Annotated in this window: 11 protein-coding genes; 4 read left to right on the top strand and 7 right to left on the bottom strand. The window is 71.0% G+C overall.

Annotation, left to right across the window (positions count from 1 at the left end; genetic code table 11):
• Nucleotides 1-66 precede the first annotated feature (66 nt).
• From VGW35_13600 to VGW35_13575, 6 genes are all read right to left on the bottom strand, one after another.
• Nucleotides 67-2853: a pitrilysin family protein gene (locus tag VGW35_13600; protein ID HEV8308691.1), complete on the bottom strand. Its 2787-nt coding sequence runs from the start codon at nucleotides 2851-2853 to the stop codon at nucleotides 67-69.
• A gap of 68 nt (nucleotides 2854-2921) precedes the next feature.
• The gene (locus tag VGW35_13595) at nucleotides 2922-4421 is read right to left on the bottom strand and encodes a hypothetical protein (GenBank protein ID HEV8308690.1); all 1500 of its coding nucleotides are present in this window, start codon (nucleotides 4419-4421) and stop codon (nucleotides 2922-2924) included.
• 150 nt (nucleotides 4422-4571) lie between these two features.
• A complete protein-coding gene (locus VGW35_13590) occupies nucleotides 4572-5627 on the bottom strand; it encodes a hypothetical protein (GenBank protein HEV8308689.1) in 1056 nt (351 codons plus the stop codon).
• Between the two features lie 114 nt (nucleotides 5628-5741).
• Nucleotides 5742-6512, bottom strand: a complete 771-nt coding sequence (locus VGW35_13585; protein ID HEV8308688.1) for an enoyl-CoA hydratase-related protein — start codon at nucleotides 6510-6512, stop codon at nucleotides 5742-5744.
• 19 nt (nucleotides 6513-6531) lie between these two features.
• Nucleotides 6532-7965, bottom strand: coding sequence for an amidohydrolase family protein (locus VGW35_13580; protein HEV8308687.1), 1434 nt, complete (start codon nucleotides 7963-7965; stop codon nucleotides 6532-6534).
• Between the two features lie 4 nt (nucleotides 7966-7969).
• Nucleotides 7970-8908 carry a 3-hydroxyacyl-CoA dehydrogenase family protein gene (locus tag VGW35_13575; protein HEV8308686.1) on the bottom strand — a complete coding sequence of 313 codons (939 nt, stop codon included), beginning with the start codon at nucleotides 8906-8908 and terminating at the stop codon, nucleotides 7970-7972.
• Nucleotides 8909-9160: 252 nt separating this feature from the next.
• Between VGW35_13575 and VGW35_13570 the strand changes: the two genes are divergently transcribed.
• Nucleotides 9161-10522, top strand: coding sequence for a sigma-54 dependent transcriptional regulator (locus VGW35_13570; protein HEV8308685.1), 1362 nt, complete (start codon nucleotides 9161-9163; stop codon nucleotides 10520-10522).
• A gap of 255 nt (nucleotides 10523-10777) precedes the next feature.
• Entirely contained in the window at nucleotides 10778-11818 is a 1041-nt protein-coding gene (locus tag VGW35_13565) for a choice-of-anchor P family protein (protein HEV8308684.1), read from the top strand.
• Between the two features lie 143 nt (nucleotides 11819-11961).
• Here the strand turns inward: VGW35_13565 and VGW35_13560 are convergent, their stop codons facing one another.
• Nucleotides 11962-16062 carry a sigma 54-interacting transcriptional regulator gene (locus tag VGW35_13560; protein HEV8308683.1) on the bottom strand — a complete coding sequence of 1367 codons (4101 nt, stop codon included), beginning with the start codon at nucleotides 16060-16062 and terminating at the stop codon, nucleotides 11962-11964.
• A gap of 201 nt (nucleotides 16063-16263) precedes the next feature.
• Between VGW35_13560 and VGW35_13555 the strand changes: the two genes are divergently transcribed.
• Both VGW35_13555 and VGW35_13550 read left to right on the top strand, forming a co-directional pair.
• Nucleotides 16264-16458: a hypothetical protein gene (locus tag VGW35_13555; protein ID HEV8308682.1), complete on the top strand. Its 195-nt coding sequence runs from the start codon at nucleotides 16264-16266 to the stop codon at nucleotides 16456-16458.
• 10 nt (nucleotides 16459-16468) lie between these two features.
• On the top strand, nucleotides 16469-17007 hold a 539-nt coding region (locus VGW35_13550), incomplete at its 3' end, for a hypothetical protein (protein ID HEV8308681.1).

The raw sequence follows: 17007 nt of genomic DNA, 5'->3' as shown, positions 1-17007 counted from the left end.
CGGCGGCTTCGCCGCCGCCACGACGGGGGGGCCTCGGGGGGTCTTCCGAGACCCCCCCGAAATGACCTAGCGCACCGGCTCCTCCGATACGGTGCCGGCGACGATCAGGGTGGCCCGGTCAGGGTGGAGGTGCTTTCGGGCCGCCTCGTTCACCTGCGCCACCGTGACGGCGCGGTAGTGGTCCCCGTAGCGGTCGATGTAGTCCGACCCCAGGCTGTAGAACTCGACGGCCCACAGGATCTCCGCCATGCCGACGTTGGTCTCGAGCCGCAAGGGGAACCGCCCGGTCAGGTAGGCGACCGCCTCGTCGCGCTCGCGCTGGGTGGCGCCCTTCTCCCGCATGCGGCGGATCTCCGCCTCCAGGCTCCCGATCGCCTTCCGCGCGTTCGCCGGGTTCGTGCCGAGGGCCGCCTCGAAGGGGCCCGGGTAGAGGTTGGCGTCGAAGAAGCTGTAGACGTTGTAGGCGAGGCCCTGCTCGTCGCGGATGATGTTGCCGAGACGGCTGTTGAGCGCGCCGGCGCCGCCCAGGATCAGGTTCAGGACCTGGGTCGCGTAGAAGTCCGGGTCGCTGCGCCGGAGCCCGCCGGCGTGACCCCACAGGATGGCCGTCTGGCTCCTGTCCGGAACCCGGATGACCAGGGTCTCGGGCTTGTCCTGGAGCGGCACGTCCGGGGCCGGGAGCGGCGTGGCCTGGGGATTCCGCGGCCAGGCGCCGAGCCGCGCCGCGAGCCCCTGGCGCACGCGGTCCGCCTTCACATCCCCGGTCACCACCAGGATCATCCGATCGGGGCCGTACTGCCGGCGGTAGAACTGCTCGAGGTCCTCCCGGGTCGCTCGCTTGATCGCCTCTTCCGCCTCCTCGACGGTCACCGCGCGGAGCGGATGGCCGGGAGGATAGATCGCCCGCTCGAACGCCCGGCTCGCCAGACGGTCCGGGCTGGTCTTCTCCTGGGACAGGCCCGCCAGAGCCCGTCCCTTGAGCCGCTCCAGGTCCTCCGCCGGGAAGGCGGGCCGCGTGAGCATGTCGGCCAGGAGATCCAGCACGAGCTCGAAGTCCTTGCTCTGAGCGCGGCCGGAGATCATGGTCGTCAGCGTGTTGGCAGTCGCGTCGAGGCGGGCCCCGACGTTCTCCAGGACCGTCGCGAACTCGAGCGCGCTCCGCGTCGCCGTCCCTCGGGTCAGCATGGACGCCGTGAGCGAGGCCAGCCCCGGCGTGTCCCGGGGCTCCACGATGCTGCCGGCCGGGACGCTGGCGCGAAGGGCCAGCGTCGGGTTGGCCGGGTTCTCCTGCACGACCACGCGGATGCCGTTGTCCAGCGTGAACCGGGCGATCTGGCGGCTGACGGGGGCGGTCTTCGAGGGCTTGGGCAGCGGGATCAGCCGATCGCCGCGCCGCGGCTTCTCCACCCGGGCCGAGGCTTCCTTGGGCGGGGGCGCCGCCTCACCGCCCTCGGTGGTGGGGATGAAGTAGCCCACCGTCCGCGCATCGGGCACGAGGTACTTCCGGGCGATCGCCTGGATGCCGGCCGGCGTCAACGCCCGGATGCGGTCGAGGTACGTCGCCAGGTAGCGCCAGTCGTCGACCATGGCCCAGTAGCCGATCTGTCGGGCCTGGGCGCTCACGCTATCGGTCTGAAAGACGAAGTCGGCCTCGATCCGCCTGGTGGCGCGGGCGAGCTCCTCGTCGGTGATGGGCGCCGCCTTCACGCGCTCGACCTCCTCGAGGAGCGCGGCCTCGAGCTTCTCGGCCGGAACGCCCGGGCGGGCGGTGGCGCTCAGGTAGATCAGGAAGGGGTCCTTCAGGCTCGGCGCGCCGGCGTCGGCGCTGGAGGCGAGCTGCTTCTCGACCAGCCCCTGGTAGAGCCGGCTGGTGCGCCCCTCGCCCAGCACCATCGCGAGGACGTCGAGGGCGTAGAAGTCGGGATGGCTTGCCGCCGGGCCCTTGTAGGCCGTCATCACCATCGGCAGCGACCCGGCCCGGCGGACGGTCACGCGTCGCTCCCCGCGCTGGGGCGGCTCGGCCGTGTAGACGGGCGGCGGGACGGGGATCCGGGCGAGCGGGCCGAAGTGCTTGCCGACCAGCCGGAGGGCCTCGGCGGCGTCGACGTCCCCCACGATCACCACCGTGGCGGTGTTCGGTCCGTAGTGGGTCTTGTAGTAGTGGTGGATGGCGTCGCGCGGCACGTTCTCCACGTCGCTCCGCCAGCCGATGACCGGCCAGTGGTAGGGATGAGCCTGGAAGGCCGTGGCCGCCACTGCCTGCCACAAGAGCCGACCGGGATTGTTCTCGCCGCCCTCCAGCTCGCTGCGGACGACCGTCATCTCGGCGTCGAGGTCCGTCTTGTCGATCCGGCTGTGGGCCATGCGGTCCGCCTCGATGGCCATCGCCAGCTCCAGGCGGTCCGAGGCGATCGTCTCCCAGTAGTTGGTCCAGTCGTAGTAGGTGCTCGCGTTGAAGGCGGCGCCGTTGAGGAAGAGCGTCCGGGCGATCTCGCCGACGGCGTACCGCTTGGTGCCCTTGAACATCATGTGCTCGAGGAGGTGGGAGACGCCGGTGATCCCGGTGTGCTCGTTCCGCGAGCCGACCTTGTACCAGACGCTGAAGCTGACGACCGGCGCGCTGCGGACCTCCTTGGTCAGGACCTTGAGGCCGTTGGGCAGGGTGGTCTCCCGGATCCCGGCGGTGAACGTGGCCCCCGGCGAGGGGGTCGGCGCCGGGGACTGGGCCGGGCTCGCCAGCACGCCGGCCAGGACGAGGAGGACGAGCGTGACCAGGACGGCGAGGGCCGGCCATGGAAGACGGGAGGCGCGGGGGGTGCGGTCACGGCTGGGCGGCCACGGGGTACGCGACATGCTTCGATCAGTATAGCCCGCTTCGGGCGCCGCTCAGACCGGCCACGGGGCTTTGCTGCCCTCCGGGATCAGTATCTCAAATCCAGCTGCACGAGGAATACCCTGGGGTTCTGGAACTCGCTGGCCAGCCCGCCGACCCAGAGGCGCTGCGCGTCGAGCGGGTCGCGCTGGGCGAAGGTCCGGCGTCCCAGTCCCGAGGCGAACGGGATCGCCGTCGTGCCGGCCGGGGTGATGCGGAACGGCGGCTCGAAGGTCGATCCGAAGAAGGGCTTGGTCGTGCCCACCCCCTGCGGGAAGAGGGTGGGGCCGGTCTGAGTGTAGGTCAGATACGACTTTCCTGACGGGGTCTCGGCGACGCTGGGGAACGAGAAGAAGTTGTTGGCGCCGCCGTCGACGCGAAGCTGCTGGTCGAGCCGCGCGAAGACGGACGGGTCGACGCGGAAGTCCATCCGGTAGTAGTCGATGCAGTTGCGAGTGCCGCACCGGGTCGTCGCCACCGCCGTGCCGTAAGCGAAGCGCCCGAACGGCGTGTCCGCGAAGTTGAAGGTGGCGCCGGTGACGCTCGTGTTGCCGGAGAACAATCGGACGTTGCTCCCCCGCTGAGGCGAGAAGATCGGGGGGGAGTAGAACTGGGGCACGGTGAGCGTCTGTCGGAAGACGTTGCCCGGGGAGCCCGCCAGCAGGAACGTGTTGAGCTGGTTCCCCCCCTGGGGCAGGGTGCTGGCGAAGAAGACGGGCGAGGTCAAGTTCCCGACCGGGGTCGGGAACACCGGCGCCGAGAACGGCTGAAGCGAGACCTGTCCCGAGCCGAAGTCGAACCGCTGGAACGAGGGCAGGCGGGGACAGCCGGCCCCGGTGTTCAGGAACGGGGACTTCGCGAAGTTGAAGAGGTGGCCGTCTCGGACGGAGCGGTTGCTGAACCGGCTGTTGTCGACGCTGAAGACCAGCCGGTTCTCGCCGAGACCGATCCCGGCGAGGTGGCTCGCGAAGCTCGCCCGCACGGGGTCGGTGCCGTTGAGCTTCGCCTCGAACGAGTAGAAGCAGAAGTTCCCGCGTCCGAGGCTGGACGGCCCGGAGCTCCGGGAAACCCCGAACAGGAGGCGGGAGCGCCCGTTGGCGGCGGTCGTCCCGGCCATCTGGAGCCCGGCGAAGAAGAAGCGCTGGCTTTTCGGGTCCCATTCGATCTGGGGGTCGAAGACGGTTCCCAGGGTCGGATCGGCGGGGAAGAACGTGTTGAGCGGAAGCCGCTGCAGAAGGGTGCCGGTGGGTGTGTACAGCGCGATGGCCGAGTTGACCGTGTGGAGCACCCGGGTCCGGCTGACGGCGGCGTCCGGGTCGAGGGGGAGGAACCCGCCGCCCGTCGTGCGGGTGAACCCCTTGAAGCGAATGTTGATCACCGGGATCGCGGGCCCGCTCGACTCGGCCGGCGTGGGATCGGCCAGACCGGCGAAGCCGCCGACCTCCAGGCCGGGGGCGGCCGCGCCGGATACCGAGACGATGCCCAGGATCGCGACCGGCAGCCAGATCGGGCAGAGGTGCCGGAGGGGACGAGACCGCGTCGCCCGCATGGAGTCCTCCTCTCGTGGCGCGGGGTGGGCCGACGCCCGGGGAGCGGGGCGTCGGGTCAGGGTCCGAAGATGTCCCAGGAGTCTACGGACCGGGCGGGGCGGTCGTCAAGCCGCGGCCGCTCGAGAGGTTCCCGGCTCCGGGCGGGGTGATCAGGGGCTCGCGCGGCGGACGAACTCGTCGAAGGGCCCCGAGATGCGGAGCACCTCGTTGATCGTCCACACCCGCCGGGACACGGCGATCACGAAGAGATCGCCGGCGATGCCAGCCCGGCGGGTCTCCGGGGTGACCGGCGCGAAGCCGAGAGCCCGGAGGATGGTGTCCTCGGTCGCGCTGGCGAAGGCGATCCGCTTGCCCTCCGCCGTCACGGCGAACACGTTGCCCGTCCGCCGCTGGGCGACGAAGAGCGACCCGCCGGGACCGAGGCTCATCCCGGCCGGCAAGGGGCCTTCCACCAGCAGGCTGAGGGTCCCCTCGGGGCTGGCCCGCCAGATCTGTCCCGTGCCGTCCTGGAACGGGGTCTCGGCGGTGCCGTCGCCCCCGATCCAGAGCTGACCCTTCTCGTCGAGCGCCAGCGTCCGCGGCCGCAGGACGCTCAGGTACCGGGCATCGAGCACCTTGCCGGTCGGATCGAGCCGCGCGACGAGGCCCTGCTCGCGATCGGCGACGTAGATGTTCCCGGGAGCGTCGACGGCCACGCCCTCCGGCTGCTTGAAGAGCGGCGGCGACCCGCGCGGCGGCGTGCCGCCGGCCAGGAGCACGGGGCGCCCATCGATCATCCGGTAGACGGCGCCGGTCTTCCGCTCGCGATCGTAGGTGGTGACGAAGACCTCGCCCCGCCCGCGGACGGCCCCGATCTGCGGGTTCCGCAGCGGCGGCCCGTGGAAGTAGCGCGACTCGGTCTCCGGCGTCAGCCGGGCGCCCCCGGCGGGGATGCGGTAGACGGAGGCGAGGTCCTCGATCTCCTCACCCTGGCGGAACCGGGCGCCCGCCTTCGCCAGATAGAGCGCGCCCGACTGGTCGAAGCCGAGGGTGGCGGTGGCGGGGATGCCGCGCCCGCCCCCCCGGTCGGCGCCGCCGTCGAAGCCATGGCCGGTCACGTAGACCTGCGCCGTGAAGCCGGGCGGCAACACGAGCTCGGCGGAGGCCGGCAGCCCCGCCAGCATCGGGAACAGGACCGCGACCAGGATCCGGAGCCACGCTGCCATCACACGCTCTTCCGTTAAACTTACTGCGAGCGCCGAGGGGTTGCAATCATGCCTACGGGCCACTCGGCGGCACGGGGCTGACCGTGAGCCGTCCGCGGCCTCCGGTTGCCGCAGCTATGTCGGCCGGGGCGCCTCCGGCCGATCGGGCCCGGTGAAGCGCGCGAGGCCCTTCGCCATCTCGGGATCGCCGGCCGTGGGCAGGCACGTCTCGGCCTCGAGCCGGAGCCCCTCGGCAAGCGACAGGCCCCAGGTCGCGAGGGTGGCGGTCCGGTCGGCCCGCAGGCTCGCCTGCGGATACTCCGCGACCCGGCGCGCGACCTCCAGGGCGCGCGCGAGCGCCTGGCCGGTCGCCACCACCTCCTGGACGAGGCCGATGGCGAGCGCCCGCTGGGCGTCGATCCGGACTCCCGTCTCGACGAGCCAGAGCGCGTTCCCCTGACCCACGATGCGCGCGAAGCGCAGGGTTCCGCCGTCGGCGAAGGGCACACCCCAGCGGCGGTTGAGGGCGCCGAACTCGGCGTTGGCCGCCGCGATCCGGAAGTCGCACCAGGCCGCCAGCTCGAGGCCGCCCGCGAAGCAGTAGCCGTTGACGGCGGCCAGCGTGGGCTTTCCCGGGTCCAGGCGCGCGAACCCCATCGGTCCCGCCCGCTCGACCCAGTCGTGCCCGAGGAGCGACGTGAGGTTCTTGAGGTCGGCGCCGGAGCAGAAGGCCTTCTGGCCGGCGCCGGTGATGACGAGGACGTGCGCCCCCGCGTCCGCTGCGAACGCCTGGATCGCCTCGGCGAGATGCGTGGCGGTCTCGCCGTCGACGCAGTTGTGGACCTCCGGGCGGTTCAGGGTGAGGACCCGCACCGGACCGTCGTCGCGCACCAGGACCTTCGCCATGCCGGCTCCCCTCCGCTGATCAGCAGATCGGGCGCTCGAGGACCGCCGGCTCGATCTTCCGGGCGACCAGCCGGCCTCCGGGCGGATCGGCGGCGAGCCGCCCGTGCTCGGCCAGCATCCGGCCGCGCAGGACGGTGACCACCGGCCAGCCCGCGACCTCCCAGCCCTCCCAGGGGCTGTAGTCGGTGACGTGGAAGTCGTCCCGGGTCAGGGTCTTCCGCACGCCGGGGTCGATCAGCGCGAGGTCGGCGTCGCTCCCCGGCGCGATGACGCCCTTCCGGGGGTAGAGGCCGAAGATCCGCGCGGCGTTGGTGGCGGTGATCGCGGCGAAGCGCTCGAGGGACATCCCTCGCTTGACCACGCCTTCGGTGAACGCGATGCCGAGCCGCGCCTCGGCCCCGACGTTGCCCCCCGTGACGTCTTCGATCGTCCGGCCGCGCAGCTTCAGGGCCAGCGACGTGGGGTACTCGTCGGTGGCCAGCGTCGAGACGCCATCGTCCACCAGACCCCGCCAGAGCGCTTCGCGGTCCTCGGGCAGCTTGAGCGAGGGATAGGTGTGGGCGCAGAGCCCGCGCGGGGCCTTGTAATGCTCGGCGTCGAAGCAGGCGTACTGGTGGAGGGTCTCCGCGTAGACCGGCCGCCCGGCCGCCCGCGCCTCGGCGACCTCGGCGACTCCCTCGCGGGCCGAGGTGTGGACGAAGTACACCGCGGCGCCCGTCGTCCGCGCGAGCGCGATCGTCCGGCGGAAGGCCAGGAGCTCCGAGAGCTTGGTGTGCACGAGGTGCATGTTCGCCGCGTCCATCCGCCCTTCGGCCCGGAAGCGCTCGTAGTTGAACTGGACGAGCTCGTCGTCCTCGCCGTGGACGACCATGAGCCCCCCGTGCCGGGCCGCCCGCTCCATCGCGAGCTGGATCCGGCCGAAGTCCAGGCGAAAGGTCGGGCGCTTGGGGTGAGGCGGCAGGATGTCCGTGGTGAAGACCTTGAAGCTCGGATAGCCGGCCTGGACGGCTTCCGGGATCTGCTCGAAGGTGCGGGGCGGCAGGGGGCCGGAGAGCGTCACGTGGAAGGCGTAGTCCACGTACGAGTTCCCCGTCCAGCGCGCCCGGCGCAGCTCGATCGCCTCGGCGATCTCCATCCCCGGCCGGACGAAGCAGAAGTCGATGTGGGTCGTGGTCCCGCCCCAGGCCATCCCGCGCGTGTCGTCCTCGGGCCCGAGGGTCAGCCCCGGCTCGTCGGGCTGGGTGCGGATCGCGTGGGCGAGATGCGTGTGCGGCTCGACCCCGCCCGGCACGACCACCAGCCCCGACGCGTCGAGGACGCGCGCCTGGTCGGTCGGCAGCGTGCCCGCCTCGGCGACCGCCGCGATGCGCTCCCCGGCCACCCCGACGTCCCACTCGCCGACGCCCTGCGGGGTGACCACCCGCCCGCCGCGGATCACGAGGTCCAGCGCCATCTGGCTATTCTCCGCGCTCGAGGTGGCGGAAGAGGCCCTCGACCCGCGCCGCCACCAGGGCCCTGCCGTCGCGGGTCGACCAGTCGTAGATCCCCCGCCCGGTCGGGAGGCCCCGGTGTCCCTGGTCGACGAGGTCGCCCATCGGTCGGGGTGGCTCGGCGCTCGTGTCGAGGCTCGGGAACAGAAAGGCCGCGAAGGCGTGCATGGTGTCGAGTCCGCCCACGTCGGCCGACTCCAGCGGGCCGGTCACCGCCAGGCGCCGGCCGAAGCTCGTCTTCACCGCCAGGTCGATCGCCTCGGCCGAGGCGACGCCGGCGGCCCAGAGGGCCAGGGCCTCGCGCAGCAGCGCGAACTGGAGTCGGTTCCCGATGAAGCCGTCGATCTCGCGCTCGAGGACGACCGGCTGCTTTCCCACCGCCCGGAGCACGTCGCAGACCCAGGGGACGACGGCGGGATCGGTCTCGGGCCCGGCGCAGACCTCGACCAGCGGGATGAGCTGGGGCGGGTTCCAGAAGTGGGCCGCCACGACCCGCTCGCGCCGCGCGACGCGAGCGACCAGGCGGCTCGCCGGCTGGCCGCTGGAGGAGGCGAGAATGGCGGGCGGGGGGCACAGGCGGTCGAGTCGCTCGAAGATGGCGTGCTTGAGCGGCAGGTCTTCGGTGACGGCCTCGATCACCAGGTCGGCGCCGGCGGCGGCGTCGAGGGCGGTGGCCGTCCGGATGCAGCCGAGCGCGGCGCGGGCGTCGGCCGGGGCGATGAGCCCCCGCGCCTCGAACTGGCCGAGGCTCTGCCGGATCTTCTCGAGGGCCCCATCCAGGCTCGGCTGACGCCGTCCGATGAGGCGGACCGGAGTGCCGGCGACGGCGAAGATCTGGGCCACGCCGTGACCGATGATGCCGTTGCCGATGACCGCGACCGTCGTCAGTCGGGCCGGTGTCCGCATGACGTTTCTCCCTGGCGTGCCACTGTGCGCAAGATCCCGCGCCATGTCAATTTGAACGTACCATCCGTCGCCCCCGCTCGCCCCGCTCGGAGCTCCCGGGAGGCGCCCCGCACGCCCGGGGTCCGAAGGGGTTTTGTAGGGTCTACCGCCAGCCCAAAACGTAATAGAATAGGTGCTACCTACCCTCGACTGTCGCAAGGTCGTACCTCGATGCGCGGGCCGGGTCAGGCGCGACCGACAAGGAGGGCGCTGATGGCGGAGCGCGTCCTGGTCGTCGACGACGATCCCTCTTTCCTCGAACTCTGCGCCGACATTGTCCAGAAGGCCGGTTATGAGGTGGTCAAGGCCGGTTCCGGGCCGAGTGCCGAGGCAGTGCTCCGCACGTCCCTCATCGACGTCGTGATCACGGACCTGAAGATGGGGAGGATGGGCGGCCTGGACGTCCTCAGGGTCGCCAAGGAGGCCGATCCGGAGACCATCGTGATCCTCATCACGGGCTTTCCAACGGTGGAGACGGCAGTGGCGGCCATGAAGTTCACGGCCTCCGATTACCTGCTGAAACCCTTCTCGGCCGCCCAGCTCCTGTCGGTCGTCGCGGACTCGCTCGAGAAGCGGAAGGCGCAGGAGGCCCATGGCCTCCTGCGAAGCCGGCTCCGCGGATCGTTGAGCCTGAGCGGCATGGTCGGACAGGCCAAGGCGCTGCTCAAGCTGTTCGCCGACATTCGGATGGCGGCCCTGGTGGACGCGAACGTTCTGATCCTCGGTGAAAGCGGGTCCGGGAAGGAACTGGTGGCCCGGGCGATTCACAACCAGAGCCGGCGTGAACGCATGCCTTTTCTCGCGATTAACTGCGCCGCGATTCCCGAGAACCTGCTCGAAGCGGAGCTGTTCGGCTACGAGCGAGGTGCCTTCACCGGAGCGGAGGTGTCCAAGAAGGGGCTCCTCGAAACCGCTGACGGAGGCAGTGTCTTCCTCGACGAGGTGTGCGAACTGAGCCCCCACCTCCAGGCCAAGCTCCTGCGCGCGTTGGAGGAGCGCGCGGTCCGACGCCTCGCCGGCAGGCAACCGATCCCAACCGACGTTCGCTTCATGGCGGCGACTAACCGCGACATCCAGGAGGAGATGCGAAAGGGACGGTTTCGAGAAGACCTCTTTTTCCGGCTCGATGTGCTCCAGATCCGGGTCCCCCCGTTACGGGAACGGCGGGAGGACATCCCCCTCCTCGCGACGCATTTTTGGGAAGCGTGTGCGGCGCAGTACGGCAAGGAGATCGTCGGCATCGCGCGCGCCGCCATGGAGCTCCTGACCCGGTACGACTGGCCCGGGACCGTCCGGGAGTTGAAGAATGCCGTGGAGCGGGCGGTCGCCTACGCCAAAGGGCCGCTCATCATGCCCGACGACCTTCCCGAAGCCGTCATCAAAGGCGCCGAACGTCACGACCGGTACCGGTTCCACGAATGGAAGGAGAAGACGCTCGAGCGGCTGGAAAGAGACTTCCTCGAAAAGGCTCTCCGCGAGCACGGCGCAAACGTGACCCAGACGGCGAAGGCGCTGGGGATTTATCGCTCCACGCTCCAGCGGCTCATGCGGAAGCATGGCCTGACTGTCGGCTAACCTACCAGCGAACGCCGCAGCGCTGCGGCACCCGGAAACCGGCGGAAAAACCGAGCGAAACCCCTCGAGGGTGCCGCGGCAATGCGGCGCCGTCTCATCCAGGGGCGATGAGGCGGCTTCCTCGCACCTCCTGCCTTGACGCCATGTTACGTCCCGATCCATGTCCCGAGCCGCGAGCGGCCGGTCGTTTGCGGTGATCGCCCGTCGTTGCCGTGACCGCTCGTCAAAGTCCTCGCCCCAAGGAGGTACATTGCCATGAACCTCAGCGCGCGGTACTTGAGACACGCCTGCGCGGCACTGCTCGTGCTGTTCGCGGGGCTCGCTTGGGCTGCTCCGGCCCAGGCGACGACGACCTTTAGCGGCCGGGCCTTCGCGGCCTTCGTCAACACCGGCCTCACCGGTCCCTTGTTCATTTCCGACACCGGTGAGCTCCCTCCCAGCGGCGGGTTCCGCTCCGACTCGCTCTTGGATACCCGGGACCTCAATCTGGCGACGCTGGACGGCGTCCTGAGAGCCGAGGTCCTGGTGGCTTCAACGAGCGGCGCGAGTGGCAAGGCCAGCAGCTCGGCATCGCTGGCCAACGTCGTCGTGCTGCCCGGGCATCCGGCCCAGCTGACGGCCTCCTTCGTCCGAGCCGAGGCAGAGGCGACGTGTGAGGGCGTCCGAGGCGAGACCGAAGTCGCCGAGGTCACCTTCGGAGGCCAGACGATCGAGGTGCCCCCCGGGGGCTTTCCCGCCAACTACGCCGTCACGATACCGGGAGTGGCGACGCTCATCATCAACGAGCAAACGACGACGGTGAACGGGACCTATCGGGAAATCCGCGTCAATGCCATCCATCTCATTGTGCCGGGTGTCGCGGAGGTGATCCTGTCGAGCGCCAAGAGTGATATCAACTGCGTGCCGCCGGTCACCTCGGGCCCGTGCCACGACTTCGTCACCGGCGGCGGGTGGGTGACCGTGGCGAGCAGCCGGGCCAATTTCGGCTTCAACGCCGGGTTCAAGGACGGCGCGACGGTGCCGGAGGTCCACCTGACCTACATCGATCACAACACGGGGATGAAGCTGAAGGCGACCAGCATCACCGCCTACTCGGCGACCGGGGCCACCAGCCGGCAGTTCACGGGAAAGGCCGAGGTCAACGGGGTAGCCGGCTACATCTATACCGTCGATGTGGCGGATAACCGCGAGCCGGGCCGCGACTCCGACACCTTTGTGATCAGCTTGAGCAATGGCTATGGTGCCGGCGGCACCTTGGCTGGCGGGAACATTCAGCTTCACAAACCCTGCAATTGACCCCGACCGGAGGGTCGCGGGGCGGCTCCGGCATGCCGGGGCCGCCTCGCGTCACCCCCGCGGGTGAGGCCCTCACTGTCAGGGCCGACCACGGCTGGAAGGACCGGTCAGTCGAGCCGGGATCGCCATGAGGCCTCCTGGGATCAGTCGGGGAGCGCGATGGCGAGCTCGCGCGCGAGCGCGGCCGCGCGGTCGACGTACCGCCCGACCCGCAGGCTTCGGAACGCCGAGTACGCGCCCCGGAGATAGGTGGCGGCGGCCTCGGAGTTCCCGCGGGCGTGGGCGAGCTCGGCCAGCGCCAGGTGGGTCCGGGCCGTCATGAAGCGCGCCTGAATCGTCGCGAAGGTCTGGAGCGCCTCGGTGAGCTGCGCCTCGGCCTCCGTGAGCTGCCCACCGGCACGGGCGATCCGCCCCAGGACTTGCTGAGCCCAGCCGAGCCCGTACCAGTAGCGGGCCTGCCGGGTGATCTCGAGCCCCCGCTGTACGAGCTCCCGCGCTTTCGCGAGCTCCCCGTTCAGCAGGTAGGCTTCGCCGAGGAACGTGGTGAAGCGACCCTCGAGCCGCCGAAACTGGAATCGGCTCATCTCCGCGACTGCCTGCTCGAGCAAGGGGATGGCCTCGGCGGGATCGCCCTTCTCCAGGTAGATGTACCCGAGATGGCCGAGGGCGACCGCCGTGCTGACCGGGTCCGGAGAGCGCCCGAGCCCGCGGTTGCACGCCTCGATCCCGGCTTCCCACTCGCCTGTCAGGGCGTGGATCCAGCCGGTGCTCCAGGTGGCGTAGCTCTGGATCCGCGGATCGCCGATGGCGTCGCCAATGGCGAGGGCGCGGGTCTCGGCGTCGAGCGCCTGCTCGAAGTCTCCGATGATGACGTAGTTGATCCCCACCACCCAGTGGGCCAGGCCGAGCCACCATCGGTCCCCCGCCTCTTCGAGCAGCGCGGCCGCCCGCCCACCGAGCTCGACCCCCCGCAGTGGCTGGCCGGACCAGTAGCTCTCCTGGGCCAGGACGACGTAGGCGCGCCCCATCGTCGCCGGATCGCCGGCGCGTCCCGCGGCTTCGAGGGCGCGCTCGGCGCTCTGCGACGCTCGCTCGTGATCGCCGAGGTGGCTGTAGGTGTGGGCTAACCAGAAATGATACGGGCCAGCCAGAGCCGGAGCCTCGAGCCGGGCCAGCCGGCCCTGCTCGCCGAGCAGGAGGTCCCGGATCTCGCGGAAACGGCCCAGGAACGAGAGCGAGTGGGCCAGACGCAGGGCGAGGTCGAGGACGGTCCGGTCCCGCGTCTCCGCCGGCAGCCGATCGACGTGGGCCAGGCCTTCGGTCAGCGCGGCGGCGGCCTCGACGTGGGCATAGCTCCGGGCCGCCTTCTCGGCAAAGCGCGTGAGGTAGGCGATCGCCTTGTCGGCCTGCTTGGCTTTCGAGTAGTGGTACGCGAGCCGGTCGGAGGCCTCCTCGAGCCGGTCGGCGTACAGGGTCTCCAGGGCCCGGCCGGCCGCCGCGTGGAGGGCCAGCCGATGCGAGATCGGGACGCTGTCGCGCGCCACCTCGCGCGTGAGCGCGTGCTTGAAGACGTAGACGGGGTCCTTGCCGCCGTCCTGCTCGTACAGGAACTCGAGCCGGGTCAGCTCTCGGAGCGGCCCCTCCAGCGGCGGCGGGCTCTGCCAGATCGCTCCGAGGAGCCGCAGCGACACCTCGCGCCCGAGCACGGAGGCCGTCTGCAGGAGCCGCTTCGGCTCGTCAGGGAGGCGCTCGATCCGCGTGAGGAGGACCTCCTGGACGGTGTCGGGGACCGCGAGCGCCGGCGGGAGGCTTCCGAACTCGACGACGGTCCGGCTCAGCTCCTCCAGGAAGAACGGATTGCCCTCCGCCTTTCGGACGATGATCTGCGCGAGGGCCTCGGGGACGTGCTTGGTCTGAAGGACCGACTGGACGATGGTCAGGCTATCTCCGGCCGGGAGCGGCTGGAGGGCGATCTGCGTCGCATATGACCGCTCGATCCACGGCGGCCGGTATCCGGGCCGGTGGGTGACGAGGAGGAGGATGCGCGCGACGGCCAGGCCCTCCACGAGGGAGGTGATGAGCTCTTCCGAGGTCGTGTCGATCCAGTGGAGATTCTCGATCGTGAGGACGAGAGGCCGGCGGCGGCTCTCGCTGAGGCACATGTGGCGCAGCGTCTCGAAGGTCCGGGCCTTGACCGCCTCCGGGCTGAACACCTCCAGACGATCGGTTCCCTCCTTCACCCCCAGGAGCCGGAGAAGGTAGGGGGCGGACTCCTCGGGATCCAGGCCGAGATCATGGATGCCCGACCGGGCCTTCTCGACGATGGCCTCGGGGGTGTCGGCCTCGGTGATCCCGCAGGCGCTCCGCACGACGTCGAGCGCGGGCAGGTACGGGATGGTGCTCCCGTAGGAGTGGCACTGGCCTTCGAGGTACCGGATGTCGGCGCCCGCGAGCCCTTGGCGGAATTCGAAGAGGAGTCGCGACTTGCCGATCCCGGCCTCACCGGCGATGCCGACGACCTGGCCGTGGCCGGCCAGCACGGAAGCCAGCCGGTTCTCGAGGAGCTCCAGATCGTGACGCCGTCCGACGAACCGCGTGCTCCATCCGCCCGGCTTGAACTCCGTGCGCTCGAGACCGGCCAGCCGGAACGCCGGCTCCTGGGCCCCCGCCACCGCGCCGATCGGCACCAGACCGAACCGTCGCTCGAGGAACGAGGCGGCGGCGCCGCTGACCAGCACGCCGTCTGCCGGCGCCGCGGCCACCAGGGCCTGGAGCACGGCCCACGCGTCACGCTTGGCGTCCAGGTCGATTTCGGCGGCGCCGGCCGCCTGGCCGATCAGGAACCACCCGGCGTGGATGCCGAGACGGAGCGCGCCGCGCTCGGCCGCGCCCCGCCGGGTCCGCTCGGCGACCTTCTGCATCGCCATCGCGGCGTGGGCGGCGCGCGCCGGGGCGTCCTCGACGGGTTCGAGCCCGAACGCGGCGACGATCCCCGTCGGGGCCAGCTCCTCGACTCGTCCCCCGAAGCTCTCGATCTTCTCCACCAGGGCCTCGAGCGTGCGGGTGGCGTCGGGCAGAAGGTCCGTGTCGGGCGGCACGTCCAGGCCGGCGCGGAGCAGCGCGAGGCGGCGCCGCTCCCACCGCACGCCGGCGGGCGCGGGCGCCGGCGGGGCGGCGGCCGACGGCGCCGTCACCGCCGGGGCCACCGGGGAGGGCGGGGACGGCACCGGCGCGACCGGACGCCGGCGCGGGGCCGCCGGGGCCGCGCCGGGGCGCAGCCCGTACTTCTCGATCCGGTAGCGGACCGTATTCCGGGGGACGCTCAGGCGGGCGGCGGCCCGCGACACGTTCCAGTTGGTCTCCACGAGCGCGGCGAGGAGCTCGTCGCGCTCTCGCTCCATCCGTTCGACGATGTCCGCCGCCTGGGTGGTCGGAGTCCTCGCCGGTCGGGGCGGCTCGACGGCGGACGTCTCCGGCAGCCCCAGCGTCTCTGCCGTCACCAGGCGGGCCTCGCTGAGAAGCGCGACGCGCTCCATGGTGTTGGCGAGCTCCCGGACGTTCCCGGGCCACCGGTAGGTGAGGAGCCGGGTGCGGGCGTCCGCGTCCAGCGCTTTCGGCGGGAGGCCGTAGTCCGCGCAGGCCCGGGCGAGGAAGTGCTCGGCGAGGCGCAGGATGTCCTCGCTGCGGTCGCGGAGCGGCGGAAGCCACAGGGTGAGGACGGCGAGACGGTGGTAGAGGTCTTCGCGGAACCGTCCGCGTTGGATGGCGACGGCCAGGTCCTCGTTGCTCGCGGTGATGATCCAGACGTCCACCGGCTCGTTCCGGGTGCTGCCCAGCCGGCGCACCGCGCGCTCCTCGATCACGGTCAGGAGCTTGCTCTGAAGGCCCTCCGGCAAGAGCCCGATCTCGTCGAGGAACAGGGTCCCGTGGTGGGCGGTCTGGAACAGGCCGGGCTTCGCGTTCCGGGCGTCGGTGAACGCGCCGCGCTCGAACCCGAAGAGCTCGGCCTCGAGGAGCGTCTCGGGGATGGCCGCGCAGTTGACGTCGACGAACGGGCCACTCTTGCGAGGCCCGGTCTCGTGGATGGCCCGGGCGAGCAGTCCCTTTCCGGTGCCGGTCTCCCCCTGGATGAGGATGGGAGGAACACGGCGGGCGTCGGAGTGACGCTGGAGCAGCCGGCCGATCGTCTGGCGGACGGCCTGGATGCCCGGACTCTCCCCGATCAGCTCCGGCAAGGGATTCATGGGGTTGGCGGTATCTTACCCCGGCTCGGCCGCCGCCGAATACTGCCGAAAATTCCGCCACCACCACCAGCCCCCGATGAAGATCCGGATGCTAAGTCCCTGTTCCTACAGCCTTTCCCCTGTGGCATTGCCATTGCTCATCGTTATTCGCGTGTCGCGGCCCGGTCGGGCCTCACACAACAGCGGAAGGAGGGACGGGTGATGGGAGGTCCCTGGAAGGATCGAGGGTTCGATCCCCGCACGTGGAGCCCGCCGGCGCCCCGCGCCGAGGCGCGGAGCCAGCCGGTCGGATCGGGGTCCGCTCGGGACGACCTGATCGCCTTCGTGATCGGCTATGTCGCGTGCGTGCTGACGCTGATCCCGATTCTGCTCGCCCTCTTCCGAAACGGCTGGTAGCGGGAGGCCCATGATGAGAGAGCGGAGGCCAGGCGCTGGAACCTCGGGGGGTCGTGTCGTCCTCATCGTCGCGGCGACGATCACGCTCGCCACACTCGGGGCTGCGGAGGGGGCCGACAATCGGTTGCCGGACAGCGGGCGGATCGACGATGCGCCCTGGGCGACCCACCTGCGGATCCTGGACGAGGCCCTCGCGGCGCGAGACGTGCGGGCGGCGGAGCGCGCCTGGCGCGAGGCCTACGTCGCCGCCGCCGGCAGCTGGCGCTGGGACGGGATGCTGGCGGTGGGCGACGCCGCTCTGCGGGTCGGTCAGGTGGCGGTGACGCGCCACGCTGCCCAGGCGCGCGCCCGCAACGTGTACCTCGCGGCGCTCTTCCGTGCTCGGCAGCAGGACTCGGTGGACGGCGTGCTGCGCGCGGCCGAGGCCTTCGCGGCGCTGGGGGATCGCGATGTCGTCGAGCAGTGCCTGCGCCTGGCGGGGGCGATGGCCTCGCAGGCGCGCGATTCGCACGCGTCCGCCCGCGTGCACGCGCTCACCGCGCGCCTGGC

It is taken from the genome of Candidatus Methylomirabilota bacterium, assembly GCA_036005065.1.
In the GTDB taxonomy this organism is placed as follows: domain Bacteria; phylum Methylomirabilota; class Methylomirabilia; order Rokubacteriales; family DASRDR01; genus DASYQW01.
The sequence above is the reverse complement of the archived record's forward strand: the minus strand, read 5'-3'. Positions and strand labels throughout refer to the sequence as shown.